This is a genomic window from Donghicola sp. (genome assembly GCF_025210255.1).
Taxonomy (GTDB): Bacteria; Pseudomonadota; Alphaproteobacteria; order Rhodobacterales; family Rhodobacteraceae; genus Donghicola; species Donghicola eburneus.
Genome location: NZ_JAOARZ010000022.1, coordinates 227,941 through 248,440 on the forward strand (window position 1 = coordinate 227,941; position 20,500 = coordinate 248,440).

Below are 20,500 nucleotides of genomic sequence, written 5' to 3' on the forward strand. Positions count from 1 at the left end.
TGGTCCATAGGGGCTCTCCGTTTGCTGCGCCCTGATTAAAAGCGGCAAAAACCGAGGTCAACCGCATTTGTAGGAAATTTCGCGGGAATGGGCATGTTTGAAATAAAATTATTGCGAAGGGTCAGAGTCCGTGACCTGTCCCTTGCAGGACCCCATGCTCTAGCGCGTACCGTGTCAGCCCTGCTGTCGACGAGATGCCAAGCTTGCGTTTGATGTTCTTGCGGTGGGTTTCCACAGTCCGGACCGAGATGTCCAGTTCCGCCGCGACTTCCTTGTTCGACTTACCCTGTGCCAGTTGCAGCAGCACCGTTTGTTCGCGAGAAGTCAGGGGTTCGCGGTCGCCCGTCGGCTCTGGGGTCAGTGATCCACTTGCACCGGTGCACAGGTACCGCTCGCCGCGCATTACCGCATCGATGGCTGTTTTGATCTCTTCGGTCGGAACGTCTTTGAGCACATAGCCACGGGCGCCATGGGATAGGGCGCTGCTGATGTATTCGGGACTGTCGTGCATGGACAGGATCAGGATGCGCGTTTCGGGGCGGCGTTCGAGGATGATCTCGGTCGCGGTCAGGCCACCAACACCCGGCATGTTCAGGTCCAAGAGGATCACATCGGGGTTCAGCGTTTCAACCTGATCAATGGCTTCCTGCCCGTTACACAGGACGCCGACGACTTCGATATCGTCATACCCTTCGAGAATGGCTTCGATGCCGTCGGCCACCATCGGGTGGTCATCAACGATCAGCAGGCGGATCGGCGCGGTGCTCATTCGGGGACCTCCGTCATGGGTTTCTTGGGCGCAGAGGTACTGCTGCTTTCGGGCGGCAACAAGTGGGTGAGAGGGACAGACACCGAAATCCGCGTGCCAGAGTTGCCCGATTGAATATTCAGTGAGCCATCCAATTGTTCGACCCGTTCTTGCATGTTGCGCAGGCCTAGACCTTGGCGCGGGTTCTGGCGGCGGGCGGTTTCGAACCCATGACCGTTGTCAGCAATGGTCATGGTCGCGCCGCTGCGGTGGCCGCGTAAGTCGATGGTGACGTGGTCCGCGCCTGAATGCCGTTCAATATTTGTCAGGGCCTCCTGCGCGATCCGGTAAAGCGCGATTTTGGCGTCTTGGTCCAGACGATTGCGGAACACCACCGTGCTGAACTGTGTCTCGATCCCCGTGCGGGTGCTGAAGTCATCCGTCAGTGCCTTGAGTGCAGGACCAAGGCCAAGGTCGTCCAGCACGCCGGGGCGAAGGTCTCGACTGATCCTGCGCACCTCTTGGATCGCACCGGAAAGACTGTCGATCCCGCGGTTCATGGCTTCGGGCGCGCGGGGGTCATTGTTGGCGAACCGTTTCTTGGCCAATTCCAGCCCGTAGCGAACACCCACCAAAATTTGGCTGATGCTGTCATGAAGTTCGCGGGCCACGCGGCCGCGCTCTTCTTCTTGGGCGTCGAATACCCGCTGGGTCAGGCTTTTCAGTTTCGCATCGGCCAGACGGCGTTCACGCACGTTGATGATCATGCCCGTTCCGAACACCATCAGAAGCGAGGCAAAGGTAATCCCCCCGATGTAAAAGAATGTCCGGCGCACGCGGGCCTCGACCTCTGACTTTGACGCAGCAACGGTTTTGATCACGTCGTCCACAAAGACGCCAGTACCCACCGCCCATCGCCAACTGGGAAAGCTGGTCACATAGGTGATCATCTGTGCCTCTTCGCCGGTACTGGGCTTGGGCCATAGATATGTGTGGTAGCCCCCACCGGATCGTGCAACGCGAATCAGCTCGTCGACCACGGGCGTTCCAGTAGAATCAGAAAGGCCTGCCCAATTCTGGTTGATCATGTCCGTCTGGCGCGGTGAGACCAGATTATTGCCCTCGTAATCGTAGACAAAGAAGAAGCCCTCGGACCCGTAGATCATCGCAGCAAGGATCTGCATCACCTTGCGTTTGGCCTCTTCATCATCAGGGGCGGCGTTCCCGTAGATGTAGTAAAAGCTGTTCCGCGCCAGCGTGACATAGTTCTTAAGCTCTTGCTTTTTCACATCAATCAGCTGGGATTCTAGCGTGCGGACCTCGCGCTGGGCCAACTCTTGCGATTGTAGCGCCACCACAACCGAGATCGCGGCCACAGCCCCGATTAGAGGCAGGGTCGCGAGCAAGAAGAGCTTCTGCCCATAACTGAAATGAAGACGCAAGAGAATCTGTTTCATGGGGCGATTCGCTCAGAACCCGCAGCCAAGATCAAGCGGCGCTAAAATAAAATTGCGCGACTCAGGCCCTTGGAAACCTGAAAATTTGCCGGATTTGGTCAGGAAATATGGCCAGAACGGCGCTGCTACGTAGTACTTGGTATTTGCCAAACGGGTTTCCGCCACTAAGGTCGCACCACTTGATAACGATCCGCCCGCCGCAAGGTAGGGCAGAATTTGGGAGGAGAGACCATATGGATCGTCGTTCTTTTCTGAAGACTTCGGCAATTGGCGGCACCGCAGCTGCAGCCAGCACTCTGGCAGCACCCGCCATCGCGCAGGGCAACCGCACTCTGACCATGGTGACTTCGGTCCCCCATGGCTTTGCTGTGTTTGATGACGCGGCCGTGTACTTCAACAACGCTGTTCAGGCGATGACCGATGGCCAGATCACCATCGACAAAAAAGCAGCGGGCGAACTCGTCGGCGGCTTCGAGGTGTTCGACGCTGTGTCCTCGGGCCAGGCAGACATGTACCACTCGGCTGACTACTACTTTGGCGGCCAGCACCCCGGTTACTATTACTTCACCGCAGTTCCGTTCGGCGCGACCGCGCAGGAACTGTCGACCTGGATGTACCACGGCGGCGGTCAGGAACTGTACGACGGTCTGGGTGAAATCTTTGGCCTGAAGTCGTTCCACGCGGGCTCGACTGGCATGCAGCCCGGCGGCTGGTTCCGCAAGGAAATCCGCTCGGCAGATGACTTCAACGGTCTGAAGTTCCGCATGCCCGGCATCGGTGGCCGCGCACTGGGTATGACCGGCGCATCGGTTCAGTCGATCCCGGGCGGCGAAATCTATCAGGCTCTGGCATCCGGCGCGATCGACGGCGCAGAGTGGATCGGTCCCTTCGCGGACGAGCGTCTGGGCTTCCAGGAAGTTTGTAACTTCTACTACACCTCGGGCTTCCACGAGCCGGGTTCGGCTCTGTCGGTGTCGTTCAACCGCGATGTCTGGGACAGCCTGACACCCGGCCAGCAGGCCATCATGGAGCAGGCCGCCAAGGCAGCCACCACCCACAGCCTGACACAGGGTATCGCGAACAACGCAGCCGCGCTGAAGCGTATCCAGAGCCAAGGCGTCAAGCTGATGGAATTCACCGACGACGTGTGGGATCTGTTCGGCACCGCATCGCTGCAGGCCATGGACGAATTCATGGACGATCCGATGTACGCGGAAATCCGTACCAGCTTCGAAGAGTCGATGAAGTCGAGCTCCGAGTGGCTGCAGCGCGCAGACCGTAGCTACGTGCAGCAGCGTGACCGCGTTCTGAACCGCGGCTAATACCTGCCTTTGCATCGTGGGCACCGCTGATGAGCGGTGCCCTATTTCGTGTGAACACCGCGTTCGCAAACTAACCCGCGTCGAAGCGGGATACTCGGGGACATCATGGAACAGGAAAGCATCGGGCTGGGGGGCGCCTTGCTCTCGATGTGGGACGGCCTTGTTTGGGCGCTGTCCAACATCGCTATGGCCTTCTACAATTTCTTCTATGCTGTGTCGCATCCAGGCCTCTGGCTGGATTGGTCGAACAAAGAGGCCTTGTCGCGCTTTGTTTACTACGGCGGCTCGGTCGAATTCTTCTTTGTTATTTTCACCACCTTCCTGATCATCACAGCGGTTGGTGTCTGGAAAAACAACTTCCTCTGGGGCTGTGTGCGCGGGCTCGAGGCGTTTGCGAATGCCGCGGGCCGTTTCGCCGCTTGGGCGGGCCTGATTATGGTGCTGCAACAGACCGTCATCGTTCTGATGCAACGAATCTTTGCGCGGCCTGACGTGGTGCTGGGCTTTGGTATCCCTGTCGGTTTTGATGTCAGCTGGTGGTCCGAAGAGTTGAAGCTGTGGAATGCCATCGTTGTTGCGATGTGCGTCAGCTACACCTTTGTCCAAGGCGGGCATGTTCGAGTGGACCTTGTCTATGCAGCAGTCAGCCACCGTGTGCAGCGCGTTATCGACATGGTCGGCTCGGTGATCTTTATGATGCCCTTGGCGGTGATCACGTGGATGTACGGCTGGTACTTCCTGTGGCGCCACCTGATCGTTCCCAAGCCGTCGGCCTCGGACCAGTTGGATCGCCTGCTGATGAAGTCGCGCGCCCTACGCTGGAACGTAGAAACCATTGGCTTCTCGGCCAACGGCTTCACTGGCTACTTCCTGTTCAAAATTCTGCTCGTGACCTTCGCTGGTATGGTCTTCATCCATGCCTGCGCATTCTTCTGGCGTTCCTATCTGGAATACAAAGAAGGCCCGGATTCCGCTGGCCGCTTTGTGGACCGCGATACGCTGGGTGAAGGCGAAGAAGCCTACGAAGGCACCCATTAATTCAAGGCGGATAAGACATGCTATTCGGACTAGACGGCGTAGAGATCGGCCTGATCATCGTCTTTTTGTGCCTGTTCTCGGGCATTCTTTCGGGCTTTCCCGTTGCCTTCGCCATCGGCGGGGCAGGGGCGATCGCCTTTGGTATCATTGCCGCGCTTGATAGCGCGGGTCTCCTGATTCACCAGGCGATCGACACTGGGTCGGACGCCTATAACGCCCTTGTTGCCAGCGGGGTCAAACAGGACTCTATCTCGGTCTTTAGATATCCCGATCTTCCAAGGATCGCGGAACCTGTGTTTGTGTCCGGGTGGGAAACCGCGCTGGACCGCAACGTGTCGTTCATCGTGAACCGCATCAACGAGCGCGTTCTGGCAGGTCAATCGATCGAGACGCTGCTGGCCGTTCTGATGTTCGTTCTGATGGGCATCACGCTGGAACGTTCCAAGATCGCGAACGACCTCTTGACCACTATGGCCAAAGTCTTCGGGCCTCTGCCCGGCGGTCTGGCTGTGTCGGTCGTGGTTGTGGGCGCGTTCCTTGCGGCATCGACCGGTATCGTGGGCGCGACCGTTGTAACCATGGGCCTGCTCTCCTTGCCGACCATGCTACGGAACAACTACTCACCAGAGCTTTCCACCGGTGTGATTGCGGCTTCTGGCACATTGGGCCAGATCATCCCGCCGTCGATCGTGATTGTTTTGCTCGGCACGCTCGCGGGTGACCTGTACTCCACCGCTCAGGAAGAGCGCGCGCGCTCTGTCGGCTGTTCCGACGCGCTGACCTATCTGGGTGAGCCTGCGGTTGTGTCTGTCGGTACTCTGTTCCAAGCGGCGCTGCTGCCGGGGATCATGCTCGCGATGCTCTATGCGCTCTATGCCTTTGGCTACGCGCTGTTCAACCCGAGCAAAGCGCCTGCGGTGCAGATGGGCGACACGGGCACTGGCGAAGTCATCACCCGCAGCGAAGGCTTCACGTGGTTCCTTGGCTTGCCGGTCGCGCTGATCGCGGGACTGCTGATCCTTGGTAATCTCGGGATTGTCGGCACCCAAGACGTGACCGTCGACAGCTTTAGCGATGCTGGTACCACTGCAAGCTTGCGGACCAACGTGAGCGAAGAGTGTCAGGCCTCGATGATCGAGCTGCACGGCCAAGAGGCATGGGATACGGCGGTTGCTGAAAACCAAGCGATCACCGATGCAGGCGGTCTGCAGGAGAGCGTTCGCTTGACCCCTGAAGAGATGGACGCGGCCCGCGCCGAGAAGGTTGCTGCAGCAGCACCGATCGGAACAGGTGTGTCGATCATGATCGCGATGCTGGGGATCATCCTGATGCTGGCGCGCGGTGTGGCCCCGAGTCAGGAACCTCGCCCGCTGCTGATCGGTGGCATCGGTTTGGTGCTGGCTGCTCTGGCAGACATTGTGCTGATCAATCCGCTGACGAGCGCGACCATGACCTTTGTCATCATGGCGCTGCCCATCGGGTTGACGCTGTGGTCGATGAAAGCGGCTGTAGCGCGTCTGGGTCAGAACGAGTTGATCCGCGTGGTCTTCCCGCCGCTGGTTCTGATCGTTGCGGTTCTGGGCTCGATCCTTGGCGGTATCACCAACCCGACGCCCGCTGCGGCGCTTGGTGCGGTCGGTGCTCTGATGCTAGCGGCCTACCGTAAGCTCAAGGACGAGAACAAGTCGGGCAAGATCATCATCAACTCGACCTTCGCGACGGTTATTCTGCTGATCTTGGGCATCAACTTTGACCTGCGGATCAACACCGAGAGTGTGTCGGCCGAAACTTGGATGGCGTTCACGCTGGCATATGCTGCGTACCTCTACATCGTGTTTGGTGTGGGCTATGCATGCTGGACCCTGTTCCGTACAGGCGTTCTGTCGCCGGTGATGCGCGAGACGGCCAAAGTGACCAGCATGGTCTTTACCATTCTGATCGGGTCGCAGCTGTTGAACCTCGTGGTCATTTCGTTCGGCGGCGAGCACTACATCCAGATGTTCCTGCGCAGCTTTGACAACGAATTCACGGTCTTCTTGATCGTGATGCTGGTGCTGTTCGTGCTGGGCTTTGTTCTCGACTTCCTCGAGATCATTTACATCGTGGTGCCGATCGTGGGACCGGTGATCTATGGTGGATCGTTTGATCCCAAATGGGTGACCATCATGATCGCGGTAAACCTGCAGACTTCGTTCCTGACGCCGCCCTTTGGCTTTGCGCTGTTCTATCTGCGTGGCGTTGCGCCTCGGGAAGTGACGACCGGCCATATCTACCGCGGGGTTGCGCCCTTTGTGTTGATCCAAGTGGTCGGGATTGCGATCCTGTGGCTCTTTCCGGGCATCGTGACCATCGTTCCTGACCTGATGCCGAAATAAGGCGTCAGGCGAGAGATAGAAAAAGGCCCCGTTTGCGCGGGGCTTTTTTGTTGGGATTTCACTATTTAAGGCAAAAAAGAAGCGGGGTTCTTTCAGCGATTGACCGGCCGAACGTTGGGCAGGATCAGGTTCGACACTTGCTCCGAGATCGGTTCTGTCGACAGCGGGTGCAGATCCGCCGAGTAGTTCTCGGGCTGCTCCATCGGCTCCCATCCGCCGTTGCGGAACAGCTCTACGCCTGAGAAGTTGGCTTTGTAGCCCATCTTCTCGGAGCCGGGGACCCAATAGCCGAGGTAGACAAAAGGCAGGTCCAGCTCGAGCGCCAGACGAATGTGATCCAGTATGATGAAAGTCCCGAGGCTCCGGTTGGTCATTTCGGGCTTGTAGAAGCTGTAGACCATGCTCAGGCCGTCCTGCAGGACATCGGTCAGGCATACGGCGGTCAGGGCATCATTGGTGGCGGTCGAGTCAGTATATTCTATCACGCGGGTGCGGACCGGCGTTTCCTCGATCATCGCGGCGAATTCGAAGATATCCATGTCTGCCATGCCGCCATTTGCGTGGCGGGCGCTGAGGTAGCGGCGGAAGAGGTCGTATTGCTCCTCGGTGGCCCAAGGGCTGCGGACTTCGCGATCCAGATTGGCATTGCGGCGCAGGGTTTTTGACTGGGTCTTTGTCGGCGCAAAATCGCTCACTCGGATGCGGGCAGACAGACATCCTGCGCAGTCAGAGCAGGACGGGCGATACAGCACGTTCTGCGAGCGCCGAAATCCCTGTTGCGACAGCGAGTCGTTCAGGGCGTGGGCATTGTCCCCCTGCAACGCGGTGAACAGCTTCCGTTCCATGCGGTCGGGCAGGTAGGGACAGCTTTGGGGGGCTGTCACGTAAAACTGCGGCGTAAGAGGAGGCGTATGGCGCATGTCGATCCCATATAGTTCGCTAGCGACGATAACAATGCCGCCCCCTCGCGCCAAGGGGGCAGTCTAGTAGGTTTCATGGACCTCAGTATAGCGTGGTCTTGTTCATAGGGACCGTGCCCATGATATGGTCGGTAAGCCCCTGCCTGCGAGATGAGGTTAACATCAATACGATGGAAACGATCTGCAAAGGGAATACAGCAAAGGATACCGAATATCCTAAAGTGTGCAGAAATGCGGTGGGTAGGTCAAAGCGGTGCCCCTGCATGGTACGCAGCTCCATCGACATCAGGCGCATGCCCCACGTCGCGGATCCACGGGCCAGAGTGATGACGCGATACGCAAAACCGATCACCATCATCATCACCGGAAAGAAGAAGATCCCAGTGAAGAATGTAAACGGCAGGATCAACGCACACAGTACGGCGACGATCACCAGATCCACCAGCCACGCCAACAGGCGCTTGGTCGGTGTGTCTGCATACAGTTCTTCGTGGCGGTCGGGGTCGGGCAAAATCTCTGAATAGCTCATGTGTGTGGGACCGGTTTCGGATCAGGGGCTGGGTCGGGGCCCGCCGGAGCGGGCGGGCCCATGGTACGGGATCAGGCGTTCGGAGTCTCGGCTTCGGTGCCGGACTTGCCGCGTTCGTCCATAAAGCGGTCGAACTCTGCCTTGTCTTTGGCTTCGCGCAGACGCTCGAGGAAGCTTTCGAAGGCGATCTGCTCGTCTTCGAGACGGCGCAGGGTGTCGGCCTTGTAGGCGTCAAAGGCAGTGTTGCCGGACGAGCGGAAGGCGGGGCCAAAGCTGCGTTTTGCGCGGCAGGACGATTTGAACATTTTCTTGCTCCAGATCATGTAGGCCAGCAGCGCGAGACCGACAGGCCAGAAAAAGATGAAGGACAGGACCATCGCAGCGATCCATGCGCCTTTGCCTCTGGCATCAAGCCAGGCTTCGGCGCGGGCGAACCAGCCGCGGGCTTCTTGGGGTATTGGATCTGCAAAAGTAGACATGAAGTGCTCCGTTCAGGGTGAATGTGAATGCTTTTCACATTACAAGAGATCGTGATGGAGCGGCCCTGTTACAAGGGGGAATGTGAAAACTTTTTACATTATTTGGATTATGCCGTGAAATCAGCGGTTTGGGCGCCGCTCAGGGGCAATAATTCCTGCGGTTTCAGGGCGAATATGTGCCTTGGGGTGCCCGCCGCTGCCCAGACCTCACTGAATTCTAGGAGTCGCGGGTCTAGAAAAGCACGGATCGGGTTGAGGTGACTTACAGGCGAAACGCCCCCGATGGCAAAGCCGGTCTGGCTGCGGATCAAGGCAGCATCCGCCTTGCCCAAAGGTTCTCCGGCCAGTGCGCTCGCCTTGTCCGCGCAGACTTTGTTGCCCCCTGCGGTCAAAAATAGGATCGCCTCTCCGCTGGTTTCCCCGCGAAAGATGATGGATTTCGCGATTTGATCGACATGGCAGTTCGCAGCGTCTGCAGCCTGCTGCGCGGTGCGTGTCTCGCCCATTTCCAGAATTTCGGGCTCGAAACCGGCGTCGATCAGGGCTTGGCGGACACGCTTCAGACTCTTGCTCATTTCGGGCTCCTGTCGGGATTTGATCTGGGCCATTGACGCGGTGTTCGGGCAGACCCAAACATGCGCTCATGACATTCGCATCCCGTATGACCCGCACGCCGCGCCCCTTCAATCCCGAACGTGGGGCCGAAGGGGCTGCTCTGTTCCCGATGTTGCCGCCAGAGCCCCGCGCCCTGATCGAAGGGACTGCCGGATGCAGCCCATACCTGCGCGGCCTTCTGGCGAAGGAAACCGATTGGATTGCCGAGGCTGTGTCAGACCCAGAAGGTGCACTGGCCGCAGAGTTTGATCGGCTAAGGGCAACCGCACCGGATCAACGGGCAGGGGCCCTGAGGCAGGGCAAACGGCGGGTGGCGCTGCTGACTGCGCTTGCGGATCTAGGGGGTGTTTGGACGCTGGAAGAGGTGACGGGTGCGCTTACGGATTTTGCTGGGCTGGCGACCCATTTGGCGATGACAGCCTGCGTCGGCGCCGAAATCCGGCGGGGAAAATTGCCCGGCATGACCGAGGAAGACGTGGAACTGGCGGGTGGCATGGTGGCGCTGGCCATGGGCAAGATGGGCGCCGGAGAGCTGAACTACAGCTCTGACATCGACTTGATCTGTCTGTTCGACGAGACAAAGTACACCCGCGACGACTACCTTGACGCCCGCGCGGCGCTGATCCGCGCCACGCGCAAAATGTGTGCGATGCTCTCGGACAATACGGCGGATGGCTATGTCTTTCGCACCGACCTGCGTTTGCGCCCCGATTCGGGGGTGACGCCGGTGTGCATGCCGATGGAGGCCGCCGAACGGTACTACGAGAGCCTAGGCCGCACGTGGGAGCGCGCCGCCTACATCAAAGCTTACCCTTGCGCGGGCGATATTGACGCCGGGCTCGGGTTCTTGAAAACCTTGACCCCGTTTGTCTGGCGCAAGCATTTGGACTTTGCGGCCATTCAGGACGCGCATGATATGCGTCTGGCGATCCGCAACCACAAAGGACTGCACGGTCCTGTCAGCCTGCCTGGCCACAATATGAAGCTTGGACGCGGCGGCATTCGCGAGATTGAGTTCTTTACCCAAACGCGCCAGTTGATCGCTGGTGGGCGTGATCTCGAGCTGCGCGTTCGTGGCACAGTGCCAGGCCTACAGGTGCTGGCCCAGAAGGGGTGGATCACGCCCGATGTGGCCGACACCCTGACAAGCCACTATCGCTTTCACCGAGAGGTCGAACACCGTTTGCAGATGGTGAACGACGCACAAACCCATACTTTGCCTACGGCGCCCGAAGAGCTGGACCGGATCGCGGCGATGATGGACATGGACACTCCCGCGCTGGGGCAAGAGTTGCGGGACAGGCTTTCAGCCGTCCATGATCTCACCGAAGATTTCTTTGCCCCTGACGCGCCATCCAAACCCTGTGAAGAGGCCGCGACGCTCGACCACGAGATTGTGGAGCGCTGGAAAACATACCCAGCCTTGCGCTCCGCACGCGCGGTCGAGATTTTTGAGCGGTTGAAGCCGGAAATTTTGACCAAGCTCAGTGCCTCTCCGAAGCCTGACGAAGCGTTGATTGCCTTTGACGGATTCCTGTCCGGCCTTCCTGCGGGCGTGCAGCTCTTTTCGCTGTTCGAGGCCAATCCGCATCTGGTTGATCTGATCGTCGACATTGCCAGCACAGCGCAAGCTTTGGCACGGTATCTGTCGCGCAACGCAGGTGTGCTGGACGGGGTGATCGGCGGCAGTTTCTTTGATCCTTGGCCAGGGCGGGAGGCGCTGAGCCAAGAGCTGACGTCGCGCCTGCAAGTGGCAGAGGGGGACTACGAGCGGCAACTGGACGACACGCGCCGCTGGACCAAGGAATGGCATTTCCGAATTGGTGTGCACCTGTTGCGCGGGCTTATCTCAGCCGAAGAGGCGGGCCGCGAATATGCCGATCTTGCTGCAGCGACCTTGGCGGGACTGTTCCCCGCCGTACAGACAGAGTTTGCCCGCAAGCACGGCCCTGCGCCCGGCCGCGGCGCGGCGGTTCTGGGCATGGGCAGCCTTGGCGCTTGCATGCAGACGGCGACGTCGGATCTGGACGTCATTGTCATTTACGATCCCGAAGGCGCCGAGGAGTCGACGGGCAAGCGGCCGTTGCATGTGAGAACCTATTTTGCCCGCCTGACACAGGCTTTGGTGACCGCGATGACCGCGCCGATGTCCGAAGGGCGTCTATACGAGATGGACATGCGCCTAAGGCCCTCGGGCAATCAGGGGCCGGTGGCGACCAGTTGGGACGCCTTCCAAATCTATCAGAAAACCGAGGCTTGGACATGGGAGCATCTGGCTCTGACCCGCGCGGCGGTGGTCGTCGGTGGTGCAGGATTGTCAGAGGATATCGAAGCATTCCGCCAAGAGCTGATCGCCAAAGAACGGGACGAGGGCGCTGTTCTACGGGATGTGGCCGACATGCGCGCTCGGATCAGGGCCGCGAAAACACCTGCCAGCCTGTGGGAGGTCAAGGTCGGGGACGGCCGGATGCAGGACATCGAACTCTTTGCCCAAGCGGCAACGTTGTTGTCAGGGCAGCCAAATCGCAGTGTGTCTGACGGTTTGACGGCTGCCTGCTCCTTGGGTTGGATGACCGACGCAGAGGCTCGGGCTTTGTGTCAGATTTATCGCCAGCTGTGGCAGGTGCAGGTCGCCACGCGGCTCTTGGGGGATGGCCGATTGGAGCCGGCTAAGATCGGCAGCGGGGGCGAACAATTTCTGCTCAGCGTCTGTGATTGCCAAAATATGCCGCAACTGGAACAGCGGTTGTCCAAGGGCTATGTCACTGCAGCAGAACACATCGACGCGGTCTTGGCCGCACGCGTAAAGGACGCCCCCGCATGACCACCGAGAAGGATCCCAATGACCCCAAAGGCCTGATCCGCGAGGCCTACAGGATCGACGGGATCACACTGGCCGAATGTCGTAGCATTTTCCTGGATTGGGCGCTCAGCGTGCCGACGGATGATCTGCAGCAGGTGATCGGCCAGCTGTTGGAGAGGTATGGTCTGGAGGCACAGCACCCGATGACCACAGTGCTGAAAGAGGGACTCGCGACCTCTGACAGGCCCAAAAGGCGCGGGGGGTGGCGGTCGCGTCCACGCGACTGAGGTTTGGACATAGAAAAACGCGGCGCCCGATGAGCACCGCGTTTTGTTTTGTTCGGGATTGCCCTTAGCGTGGCAGCTGCGCGGCCTCTTGCGCGAGCGCTACGATGCCGTCCCAGTCCCCAGCGATCATCATATCTTTGGGGGCAACCCAACTGCCGCCAACGCAAGCGGTGTTGGCCAGCCCCAGATAGTCGGGCGCATTCTTCAGGCTGACACCGCCAGTGGGGCAGAACGTGACCTGAGGGATCGGCGCGCCGATGGCCTTCAGCGCTTTGGCGCCGCCGTTAGCTTCGGCAGGGAAGAATTTCTGGACGGTGTAGCCACGCTCGAGCAGCGCCATTGCTTCGGATGCGGTCGCCGCGCCGGGCAGCAGAGGGAGGTCCGCCGCTTCGCAGGCATCCAGCAGGATGTCTGTCGCGCCGGGGGACACGCCGAACAGAGCGCCTGCTTCCTTGGCGGCTTTGACATCTGCGGGCGTGAGCAAAGTGCCTGCGCCAACAATACCGCCCTCGACCTGCGCCATCTCGCGGATTGCTTCTAGCGCAACGGGGGTGCGCAAGGTCACTTCGAGCACTGGCAGGCCGCCCTTGACCAGCGCCTCGGCCAAGGGGCGGGCATGGGCCAGATCGTCGATCACCAGAACAGGGATCACAGGGGCCTTGCGGCAGATTTCGAGGGATTTTGCGCTGGCTTCTGCGGGGGTCATGGAATGGTCCTCTGGGTCGAAATCGGTTGGGGTGGCGTGCCTCCGGCGGGAGTATTTGGGGCAAAAAGCAACAGGGCTTTCTGCTTTGTCCAAATACTCATATCGTCAAAGGCAGACGTTGGCAGTGTCAGACGATGACCGCTGCGCCGTTCGACGCAAGGCCAACATTTTGGCGGAAAGCTTCGAACAGCTCGCGGCCGATGCCTGATTTGTTGGCTGTCAGGTCGGCGACCACTGCTTCGCGGCTGTCGAAGTCGGCCTCGAGGCAATCGATCTTGCCGGTTTTTGCGTCGACACGCAGCAGGTCGCCGTCGCGTACGCGGGCGAGCGGACCACCGAGCGAGGCTTCGGGGCTGACGTGGATCGCTGCGGGCACTTTGCCAGACGCACCGGACATACGCCCGTCGGTGATGAGCGCGACCTTGAGGCCGCGATCCTGCAGGACGGCGAGGGTCGGGGTCAGGCTGTGGAGCTCGGGCATACCGTTCGCCTGCGGGCCTTGGAAGCGGACAACAACAATGGTGTCTTCGGTGAATTCACCCGCTTGGAAGGCTTTGCGCACGTCTGCCTGTTCGTGGAATACGCGGGCTTTGGCCTCGATGATGTGGCGCTCGGGGGCGACTGCGGACACCTTCATGATGCCAGTGCCGAGGTTGCCTGCCAATTGCTTCAGGCCACCGGTAGGTTGGAAGGCCGTCGAGACAGGGCGCAGGATTTTATCGTTCTGGGTTTCTTTGGGCCCTTCGACCCAAGTCAGGCTGTCGTCGATCAGCTTGGGCTCCTCGGTGTAGCGCGACAGGCCCTGACCGGCGATGGTCTGGGTGTCGTCATGCAGCAGGCCTTTGTCGAGCAGCTCGCCGATCATGTAGCCAAGACCGCCAGCTGCGTGGAAGTGGTTCACGTCTGCCAGACCATTCGGGTAGACCTTGGCCATCAGCGGCACGACAGAAGACAGTTGGTCGAAATCTTCCAGCGTCAGTTCGACGCCAGCGGCGCGGGCCATGGCAGGCAGGTGCAGCACGAGGTTGGTTGAGCCACCGGTTGCCATCAAGCCGACGATCCCGTTCACAAAGGCACGCTCGTCCAGAACGTCGCAAACGGGCGTGTATTCGTTGCCAAGCTGGGTGATCGCTGCGGCGCGCTCAACGCCAGCGACGGTCAGGGCGTCACGCAGGGGCGTGTTTGGGTTCACAAAAGAGCTGCCAGGCATGTGCAGGCCCATGAACTCCATCAGCATCTGGTTGGTGTTCGCGGTGCCGTAGAAGGTGCAGGTGCCCGGACCGTGATAGCTGGCCATCTCGGCTTCCATCAGCTTGTCGCGGCCGACTTCACCGGTTGCAAATTGCTGGCGGACTTTCGCCTTTTCGTCGTTGGGCAGGCCGCTGACCATGGGACCTGCGGGCAGGAAGATGCCGGGGATGTGGCCAAACGTGGCCGCGGCGATGATCAGACCAGGGACTATCTTGTCACAGACGCCAAGGTAAAGCGCCGCGTCAAAGGTGTTGTGTGACAGAGCCACGCCAGACGCCAACGCGATGACATCGCGTGAGAAGAGCGAGAGCTCCATGCCGGTCTGGCCTTGGGTCACGCCATCACACATGGCAGGCACGCCGCCTGCAACCTGGGCAGTTGCTCCGACTTTGCGGGCGGTCTGGCGGATCAGTTCAGGGTAACGCTCGTAGGGTTGGTGCGCGGAAAGCATGTCGTTGTAGGCGGTCACGACACCAATATTCGGCGCGCGGCCCTCGGCCAAAGAGGCTTTGTCGTCACCCATGGCAGCATAAGCGTGGGCTTGGTTCCCGCAGGTCAGGTGGGCGCGGGCTGGGCCTTGGTCGGCGGCGCGCTTCATCTGGTCCATGTACTTGGCACGGCGGTCTGCAGAGCGTTCGCGGATGCGCTGGGTGACGTCGTGGATCGTGTTATTCAAGGGCATGGGTAGCTCCTGTAGCGTCCTGTTGGGCGCCCTATATCAAATTAAGTTAGCGCTAACAAGAAGCGCGATGTAAAACCTTCGTGCAGATTGATCTTTTCGCAGCACTGGAACCGGAGTAGAGGGCGCACATGACCCAAGCATACCCCACAATCCGCCTGAAGCCCAACGCCGAAGCCCGCGCCATCCGCCACGGCTTCCCTTGGGTGTATGACAATGAACTGGTGACCGACCGCCGGACCCGCAATCTGGAGGCTGGATCGCTGGCCGTTCTGGAGGACAACGAACGCAAGCCTTTGGGCCTTGTGACCGTGAACCCGAACAGCCGGATCATCGCGCGGATGCTGGACCGCGACACCGAGACTGCGGTCGATCAGGCATGGTTCACCGCGCGTCTTCACCGCGCCTATTCGCATCGCGCGCGCCTGTATAATCAGCCCTTCTACCGTCTGGTCCACGCCGAAGCCGATGGCCTGCCCGGTGTTGTAATCGACCGGTTCGGGGATGTGGCTGTCGTGCAGCCGAACGCGGCGTGGGCCGATGTGCGTTTTGCCGAGCTGGCACAGGCCTTGGTGGATGTGACAGGTGTGACCACCGTGATCAAGAACGGCACGGGCCGCGCGCGCACCCTTGAGGGGCTGGAAGAGGTGACCGAGGTGACCCTTGGCACCGCGCCCGAAGCCGCGATCCCCGTGCCGATGAACGGCGCGACCTATATGGCGGACGTGATGGGTGGTCAGAAAACCGGCCTGTTCTATGACCAGCGCCCGAACCACGCCTTTGCCGCGCAGCTGGCGAATGGTGGCCGCGTTCTGGACGTATTCAGCCACGTGGGCGGCTTTGGTCTGGCGATGCTGGCAGGCGGCGCGACCTCGGCTTTGGCCGTAGACGGCTCTGCGCCCGCGCTGGAATTGGCCGAGCAGGGGGCTGCGGCCTCTGGCTTTGGCGACCGGTTCGCGACCCGCAAGGGCGATGCGTTTGCGACGCTCGAAGCACTGGCCGAAGAAGGTGAGCAGTTCGATGTGGTCATCTGTGATCCGCCCGCGTTTGCACCGTCGAAGAAAGCTCTGGATGCTGGTTTGCGGGCTTATGAACGTGTGGCGCGTCTGGCGACTCCGCTGGTCAAAGAGGGCGGCTACATCGGCCTGTGCTCCTGTTCCCACGCCGCCGATCTGGCGAAGTTCCGTGGGGCCTGTACGCGCGGTATTGGTCGGGCAGGGCGCACGGGTCAGTTGATCTACACAGGCTATGCCGGACCCGACCATCCGCTGCTGCCGCAATTGGCGGAAACCGGATACCTCAAAGCGCTGTTCTACCGCGTATGAAGGTCCTGCTCGACGCCTGTGTCCTCTATCCAACGGTGATGCGCGAAGTGCTGATTGGGGCTGCCAAGGCGGGCCTTTATCAGCCGCTCTGGTCCGACCGGATCCTAGAGGAATGGCGTCGTGCTGCGGCGCGCTCTGGCCCAGTTGACGGTATGCAGGCCGAAGGTGAGATTGCCCTGTTGCGCGGCGCTTTCCCCAAAGCGTCGGTGCAAGAATTCGAGCAGATCGAACAGCGTTTGTACCTGCCTGACAGAGGTGACCTGCATGTGCTGGCCGCCGCGATCAAAGGGCATGCGGACGTCATCGTCACTCTCAATGCCAAAGATTTCCCCCGCCATACGCTGGCGGAAGAGGGGATCGAGCGTCTGGACAGCGACCAGTTCATGCTGCGTCTGTGCGATAACGCGCCAGAGGCTGTCGGACAGGTGGTCGAAACTGTCCGCGCTGCCGCTGAACACATGGACGACGCCCCGCGCGAAATCCGTCCCCTGATGAAAAAGGCGCGGATGCCCCGTCTGGGCAAGCGGCTAGGTTAAACGTTCCAGCGGCGTTCGTTGGCCTCAATCGCGGCGATGCGGTCGGGGGTTTTCGGGTGGCTCATCAGCCAAGCGGGCATGACGCCTGCGCGGCTCTGGGTCAGCTCATCCAGCTTGTGAAATAGGGATTTCTGCGGTCCCGTGCCGATGCCTGCTTTGACCAGCAGGGCAGAGGCATAGGCGTCGGCCTCGTACTCGTCATTGCGGGACAGGCGCGCAGCGAGCATGCTGGCCATCGCATTCGCGATCATCACGCCGATGCCGGGCAAAAACCGACTAAGGACCATCGCCAAAGCGGTTCGCAACGCGTTCTGACCCGAAAAATCGATCATCCGTTTCCGCGTATGGCCAAGAGCGACATGCCCCATCTCGTGGGCGATCACGCTGGCCAGCTCTTCGGCCGTCACGGCTCCGGCTTTATAGCGTTCATAAAAACCACGGGTGATGAAAATGCGCCCGTCAGGCGCGGCCAATCCATTCACCGGCTCGATGTCATAGAGGTGGACGCGGATGCGCGGCAGTTCCAAAGCGGCGGCCATCTGATCGCAGAGTTGTTTCAACCCGCGATCCGCCAATTCGGTGGACCGCATGTCCAGTTCCTTGCGCGTGCGCCACGCGCTGAAGTGGTACATGGCAAAGGCATACAGTGCCGCGAGCAGGATCGGTGTGAACTTGAGCATGCCCATAAGATGGGGCAGCACATGGCAAAAGAAAAGCGCCCGACGTGATGAAACGTCGGGCGCTGTGCGCAAAGAGCTGGGGCTTAGCCCTCGAACTTGGCGTCCATGGTGATTTCTGCGGTGCCGCCCATCAACAAGCGTGAAATCGGGCAGTTATCCTTGGCGGTGGTGGCCGCTTTGGTGAACTCTTCGGCGGTGATGCCGGGGACCTTGCCCGTCACGTTTAGATGAATTTTCTTGACTGCGAAACCTTCGCCATCTTTGTCCATCGACACGGTTGCGGTCGTCGCGATCGAGTCAGGGATATTTTCCCCTAGAATCATGGACAGCGCCATCGAGAAGCAGGCTGCATGTGCCGCCCCGATGATTTCCTCGGGATTCGTTCCTGCGCCATCTTCGAAGCGGGTGTTGAAGCCGTAGGGTTGATCGTCCAGTGCACCTGACTCGGTCGAGACGTAGCCTTTACCCTCTTTGAGCGAGCCAGTCCATTTTGCGGAGCCTGTCTTGTTAATCATCACATAAAATCCTTCTATGTCTTTCCGTTGTGGACCCAACAGCCAAGACACCGGAAATGTTCCATGAGCCGTCAAGGTCACGCCGAGCGGTGCAGGAGCCAACGTCCAAGAAGGAAGGCGATCAGGGCAGCCGTGACAAAGCCGATCGCGTTGCTTGCGATCTCTGCAATGTTCGAGAGGCTGGTGGCAAAGCTGTAGCCAAGCCCGATGTAAATGCTGACCCAGACCAATTCTCCGGCCGCATCCCACAAGGTGAACCGCAGCCAACGCATGCTGGCCGCGCCCGCAGCGATATTGACCCACGGTCCAAGCGGGGCAAAGAGCCACGTGCTAAAGAAGACGCCTATTCCGCCAGAGGTGTCGACCACCTTTTGCGCCTTAGTGAACAGTGCCTTGCGCTTGGGTTTGTCCGACGTGAACTGTGCTAACAGCTTGCTGGAACGCTGCCCAATCGCAAAGCCGCTCTGATCCCCGAGAACTGCGCCAGCATAGGCCGCCAACACGACCTGCCACAGCACCAAATCCCCCACCGACACCAGCGCGCCACCTGCCAGCATCATCATCGAGCTGGGGATCGGCACGAGAAGGCAGGAGAGATAGGTCGAGGCCAGAATGATCCATACGCCGTAATCGGTTATGAGCGTAAAGAAGCTTTCAGTCATGGGGCCTGTCACCCGCGTGATCGGGATTGGCTGCACGATAGGCGGCAATCTCTTGGTCCAACGCGTCAATAAAGGCCGGGGTGGTCATGCCGCTATTTTCGGCGATCCGCTCGATTGGCATGGGTTTATCGGGTGGGTTCTCCAGACCAGTGATCCGAGCCATGATGGCGAACATTTCGGGCTTGGGGATGTCCCAGCTAAAGGCGACATAGCGCGGGGTCATCCAGCCTTCGATCGGTTGCTGGTCTGGCGGGGGCGGGCCCCAGTGGGCCATGAACATCAGCATGCGAATGCCAAAGACGACTGTGGCTAAGAGCGCCACTGCAAAGATCGCAGAGAGGACAGGATGCTTGCGCAGGCTGTCCCGCATGCGCCGTTTCATCGGCCCAATTCCTTCATTCCCCGCTCGATCCCCTCGAGAGTCATGGGGACCATTCGGTCTTCGAAGATCTGGCGGATCATGTGAATTGACTGAGTGTAGGGCCAGTATTTCTCAGGCACCGGATTGATCCACAGATGCTGAGGCCACTGGCGGCGGGCGCGTTGGAGCCAGACTTGTCCGGGCTCTTCGTTCCAGTGCTCGTTCGCGCCGCCGGGGATTGCGATCTCGTAGGGGCTCATGCTGGCGTCGCCAACAAAGATACATTTGTAGTCAGAGCCGTAGGTGTTCATCACCTCGTGCGTCGGGATCTGTTCAGTCCAGCGGCGGGCGTTGTCGCGCCAGACGCCCTCGTACAGGCAGTTGTGGAAGTAGTAGTATTCCAGATGCTTGAACTCTGTCCGTGCTGCGCTGAAAAGTTCCTGCACGACCTTGACGTGATCATCCATCGAGCCGCCGACATCCAGAAACAGGACGACCTTGACCGCATTGCGCCGCTCGGGGCGGGTTTTGACGTCAAGGTAGCCGTGTTCAGCGGTGGCGCGGATTGTGCCGTCCAGATCTAGCTCTTCATGCGCGCCATCGCGTGCCCATTTGCGCAGGCGCTTCATCGCGACCTTGATATTGCGGGTGCCGAGTTCGACCGAGTCATCCAGATTGCGGAACTCGCGCTTGTCCCAAACTTTGACCGCGCGGCGGTGGCGGCTTTCGTGTTGGCCGATGCGCACGCCTTCGGGATTGTAGCCATAGGCACCAAAGGGAGAGGTGCCTGCCGTGCCTACCCATTTGTTGCCGCCTTGATGTCGACCCTTCTGCTCTTCGAGACGCTTTTTCAGCGCCCCCATAAGCTTGTCAAAGCCGCCCATGGCTTCGATCTGGGCCTTTTCCTCTTCGGTCATGTGCTTTTCGGCCATCTTGCGCAGCCATTCTTCGGGCAAGTCGAGCGCATCCAGAACCGCGTCGTTCGGGATGTCTTCGATGCCCTTGAATGTCTCGCTGAAGGCTTGGTCAAAGCGGTCGAGGTGTCGCTCGTCCTTTACCATCGCCGTGCGGGCGAAGTAGTAGAAGCTTTCGATATCGTAAGTGGTCAGCCCCTTTTGCATCCCGTCGAGAAAGGCCAGATATTCTCGTAATGTGACGGGAACGGCGCGCTGTCTAAGGTTTTCGAAAAAGGGCAGGAACATCGCGGGTCCT

Annotated in this window: 20 protein-coding genes; 7 read left to right on the plus strand and 13 right to left on the minus strand. The window is 59.8% G+C overall.

What is annotated here, in order from left to right:
- Positions 1–121 precede the first annotated feature (121 nt).
- Positions 122–769: a response regulator transcription factor gene (locus N4A58_RS08365; RefSeq protein ID WP_072706999.1), complete on the minus strand. Its 648-nt coding sequence runs from the start codon at positions 767–769 to the stop codon at positions 122–124.
- Positions 766–2,205: a cache domain-containing protein gene (locus N4A58_RS08370; RefSeq protein ID WP_293708906.1), complete on the minus strand. Its 1,440-nt coding sequence runs from the start codon at positions 2,203–2,205 to the stop codon at positions 766–768. The genes N4A58_RS08365 and N4A58_RS08370 overlap by 4 nt, the downstream gene beginning before the upstream one ends.
- A 233-nt stretch (positions 2,206–2,438) precedes the next feature.
- Here N4A58_RS08370 and N4A58_RS08375 point away from each other — a divergent pair, with 233 nt between their 5' ends.
- The 3 genes from N4A58_RS08375 to N4A58_RS08385 all read left to right on the plus strand — a co-directional run bounded on the left by N4A58_RS08375 (position 2,439) and on the right by N4A58_RS08385 (position 6,940).
- Entirely contained in the window at positions 2,439–3,527 is a 1,089-nt protein-coding gene (locus tag N4A58_RS08375) for a TRAP transporter substrate-binding protein (protein WP_072706997.1), read from the plus strand.
- Positions 3,528–3,674: 147 nt separating this feature from the next.
- Positions 3,675–4,565, plus strand: a complete 891-nt coding sequence (locus tag N4A58_RS08380; protein WP_293709293.1) for a TRAP transporter small permease subunit — start codon at positions 3,675–3,677, stop codon at positions 4,563–4,565.
- Positions 4,566–4,582: 17 nt separating this feature from the next.
- Positions 4,583–6,940, plus strand: coding sequence for a TRAP transporter large permease subunit (locus tag N4A58_RS08385; RefSeq protein ID WP_293708907.1), 2,358 nt, complete (start codon positions 4,583–4,585; stop codon positions 6,938–6,940).
- 92 nt (positions 6,941–7,032) lie between these two features.
- On the opposite strand, the gene N4A58_RS08390 is transcribed toward N4A58_RS08385, so the two are convergent.
- The 4 genes from N4A58_RS08390 to N4A58_RS08405 form a co-directional block, all read right to left on the minus strand.
- The gene (locus tag N4A58_RS08390) at positions 7,033–7,860 is read right to left on the minus strand and encodes an arginyltransferase (RefSeq protein WP_293708908.1); all 828 of its coding nucleotides are present in this window, start codon (positions 7,858–7,860) and stop codon (positions 7,033–7,035) included.
- Positions 7,861–7,942: 82 nt separating this feature from the next.
- Positions 7,943–8,389, minus strand: coding sequence for an RDD family protein (locus N4A58_RS08395; RefSeq protein WP_072706994.1), 447 nt, complete (start codon positions 8,387–8,389; stop codon positions 7,943–7,945).
- Between the two features lie 71 nt (positions 8,390–8,460).
- On the minus strand, positions 8,461–8,868 hold the full coding sequence (locus N4A58_RS08400) for a DUF2852 domain-containing protein (RefSeq protein ID WP_072706993.1): 408 nt from the start codon (positions 8,866–8,868) through the stop codon (positions 8,461–8,463).
- Between the two features lie 107 nt (positions 8,869–8,975).
- The gene (locus N4A58_RS08405) at positions 8,976–9,443 is read right to left on the minus strand and encodes a YbaK/EbsC family protein (protein WP_293708909.1); all 468 of its coding nucleotides are present in this window, start codon (positions 9,441–9,443) and stop codon (positions 8,976–8,978) included.
- 68 nt (positions 9,444–9,511) lie between these two features.
- On the opposite strand from N4A58_RS08405, the gene N4A58_RS08410 reads away from it, so the two are divergent.
- Positions 9,512–12,307, plus strand: coding sequence for a glutamine-synthetase adenylyltransferase (locus N4A58_RS08410; RefSeq protein WP_293708910.1), 2,796 nt, complete (start codon positions 9,512–9,514; stop codon positions 12,305–12,307).
- Entirely contained in the window at positions 12,304–12,573 is a 270-nt protein-coding gene (locus N4A58_RS08415) for a hypothetical protein (RefSeq protein WP_293708911.1), read from the plus strand. The genes N4A58_RS08410 and N4A58_RS08415 overlap by 4 nt, the downstream gene beginning before the upstream one ends.
- Positions 12,574–12,637: 64 nt before the next feature.
- Here the strand turns inward: N4A58_RS08415 and eda are convergent, their stop codons facing one another.
- Complete coding sequence (gene eda / locus N4A58_RS08420; RefSeq protein ID WP_293708912.1) at positions 12,638–13,279, minus strand: bifunctional 4-hydroxy-2-oxoglutarate aldolase/2-dehydro-3-deoxy-phosphogluconate aldolase; 642 nt, start codon at positions 13,277–13,279, stop codon at positions 12,638–12,640.
- Positions 13,280–13,406: 127 nt separating this feature from the next.
- On the minus strand, positions 13,407–15,212 hold the full coding sequence (gene edd / locus N4A58_RS08425; protein ID WP_293708913.1) for a phosphogluconate dehydratase: 1,806 nt from the start codon (positions 15,210–15,212) through the stop codon (positions 13,407–13,409).
- A gap of 128 nt (positions 15,213–15,340) precedes the next feature.
- On the opposite strand from edd, the gene N4A58_RS08430 reads away from it, so the two are divergent.
- Complete coding sequence (locus N4A58_RS08430; protein WP_293708914.1) at positions 15,341–16,534, plus strand: RSP_2647 family RNA methyltransferase; 1,194 nt, start codon at positions 15,341–15,343, stop codon at positions 16,532–16,534.
- A complete protein-coding gene (locus tag N4A58_RS08435; RefSeq protein WP_293708915.1) occupies positions 16,531–17,070 on the plus strand; it encodes an RSP_2648 family PIN domain-containing protein in 540 nt (179 codons plus the stop codon). Before N4A58_RS08430 ends, N4A58_RS08435 begins: the two co-directional genes overlap by 4 nt.
- On the opposite strand, the gene N4A58_RS08440 is transcribed toward N4A58_RS08435, so the two are convergent.
- The 5 genes from N4A58_RS08440 to N4A58_RS08460 form a co-directional block, all read right to left on the minus strand.
- On the minus strand, positions 17,067–17,750 hold the full coding sequence (locus tag N4A58_RS08440; RefSeq protein WP_293709295.1) for a M48 family metallopeptidase: 684 nt from the start codon (positions 17,748–17,750) through the stop codon (positions 17,067–17,069). The two genes, N4A58_RS08435 and N4A58_RS08440, sit on opposite strands and share 4 nt — an antisense overlap.
- 83 nt (positions 17,751–17,833) lie before the next feature.
- The gene (locus N4A58_RS08445; protein ID WP_293708916.1) at positions 17,834–18,265 is read right to left on the minus strand and encodes an OsmC family protein; all 432 of its coding nucleotides are present in this window, start codon (positions 18,263–18,265) and stop codon (positions 17,834–17,836) included.
- A 77-nt stretch (positions 18,266–18,342) separates the two neighbouring features.
- Entirely contained in the window at positions 18,343–18,927 is a 585-nt protein-coding gene (locus N4A58_RS08450) for a DedA family protein (RefSeq protein ID WP_293708917.1), read from the minus strand.
- A complete protein-coding gene (locus N4A58_RS08455) occupies positions 18,920–19,309 on the minus strand; it encodes a hypothetical protein (RefSeq protein WP_293708918.1) in 390 nt (129 codons plus the stop codon). Before N4A58_RS08455 ends, N4A58_RS08450 begins: the two co-directional genes overlap by 8 nt.
- Positions 19,306–20,490, minus strand: a complete 1,185-nt coding sequence (locus N4A58_RS08460) for a VWA domain-containing protein (RefSeq protein WP_293708919.1) — start codon at positions 20,488–20,490, stop codon at positions 19,306–19,308. Before N4A58_RS08460 ends, N4A58_RS08455 begins: the two co-directional genes overlap by 4 nt.
- Positions 20,491–20,500: the final 10 nt, after the last annotated feature.

What these genes read in the sequence shown, in the direction of transcription:
- N4A58_RS08365 (WP_072706999.1), bottom strand. Translation starts at nt 769, where the DNA reads ATGAGCACCGCGCCGATCCGCCTGCTGATCGTTGATGACCACCCGATG.
- N4A58_RS08370 (WP_293708906.1), bottom strand. Translation starts at nt 2,205, where the DNA reads ATGAAACAGATTCTCTTGCGTCTTCATTTCAGTTATGGGCAGAAGCTC.
- N4A58_RS08375 (WP_072706997.1), top strand. Translation starts at nt 2,439, where the DNA reads ATGGATCGTCGTTCTTTTCTGAAGACTTCGGCAATTGGCGGCACCGCA.
- N4A58_RS08380 (WP_293709293.1), top strand. Translation starts at nt 3,675, where the DNA reads ATGTGGGACGGCCTTGTTTGGGCGCTGTCCAACATCGCTATGGCCTTC.
- N4A58_RS08385 (WP_293708907.1), top strand. Translation starts at nt 4,583, where the DNA reads ATGCTATTCGGACTAGACGGCGTAGAGATCGGCCTGATCATCGTCTTT.
- N4A58_RS08390 (WP_293708908.1), bottom strand. Translation starts at nt 7,860, where the DNA reads ATGCGCCATACGCCTCCTCTTACGCCGCAGTTTTACGTGACAGCCCCC.
- N4A58_RS08395 (WP_072706994.1), bottom strand. Translation starts at nt 8,389, where the DNA reads ATGAGCTATTCAGAGATTTTGCCCGACCCCGACCGCCACGAAGAACTG.
- N4A58_RS08400 (WP_072706993.1), bottom strand. Translation starts at nt 8,868, where the DNA reads ATGTCTACTTTTGCAGATCCAATACCCCAAGAAGCCCGCGGCTGGTTC.
- N4A58_RS08405 (WP_293708909.1), bottom strand. Translation starts at nt 9,443, where the DNA reads ATGAGCAAGAGTCTGAAGCGTGTCCGCCAAGCCCTGATCGACGCCGGT.
- N4A58_RS08410 (WP_293708910.1), top strand. Translation starts at nt 9,512, where the DNA reads ATGACATTCGCATCCCGTATGACCCGCACGCCGCGCCCCTTCAATCCC.
- N4A58_RS08415 (WP_293708911.1), top strand. Translation starts at nt 12,304, where the DNA reads ATGACCACCGAGAAGGATCCCAATGACCCCAAAGGCCTGATCCGCGAG.
- eda (WP_293708912.1), bottom strand. Translation starts at nt 13,279, where the DNA reads ATGACCCCCGCAGAAGCCAGCGCAAAATCCCTCGAAATCTGCCGCAAG.
- edd (WP_293708913.1), bottom strand. Translation starts at nt 15,212, where the DNA reads ATGCCCTTGAATAACACGATCCACGACGTCACCCAGCGCATCCGCGAA.
- N4A58_RS08430 (WP_293708914.1), top strand. Translation starts at nt 15,341, where the DNA reads ATGACCCAAGCATACCCCACAATCCGCCTGAAGCCCAACGCCGAAGCC.
- N4A58_RS08435 (WP_293708915.1), top strand. Translation starts at nt 16,531, where the DNA reads ATGAAGGTCCTGCTCGACGCCTGTGTCCTCTATCCAACGGTGATGCGC.
- N4A58_RS08440 (WP_293709295.1), bottom strand. Translation starts at nt 17,750, where the DNA reads ATGCTCAAGTTCACACCGATCCTGCTCGCGGCACTGTATGCCTTTGCC.
- N4A58_RS08445 (WP_293708916.1), bottom strand. Translation starts at nt 18,265, where the DNA reads ATGATTAACAAGACAGGCTCCGCAAAATGGACTGGCTCGCTCAAAGAG.
- N4A58_RS08450 (WP_293708917.1), bottom strand. Translation starts at nt 18,927, where the DNA reads ATGACTGAAAGCTTCTTTACGCTCATAACCGATTACGGCGTATGGATC.
- N4A58_RS08455 (WP_293708918.1), bottom strand. Translation starts at nt 19,309, where the DNA reads ATGAAACGGCGCATGCGGGACAGCCTGCGCAAGCATCCTGTCCTCTCT.
- N4A58_RS08460 (WP_293708919.1), bottom strand. Translation starts at nt 20,490, where the DNA reads ATGTTCCTGCCCTTTTTCGAAAACCTTAGACAGCGCGCCGTTCCCGTC.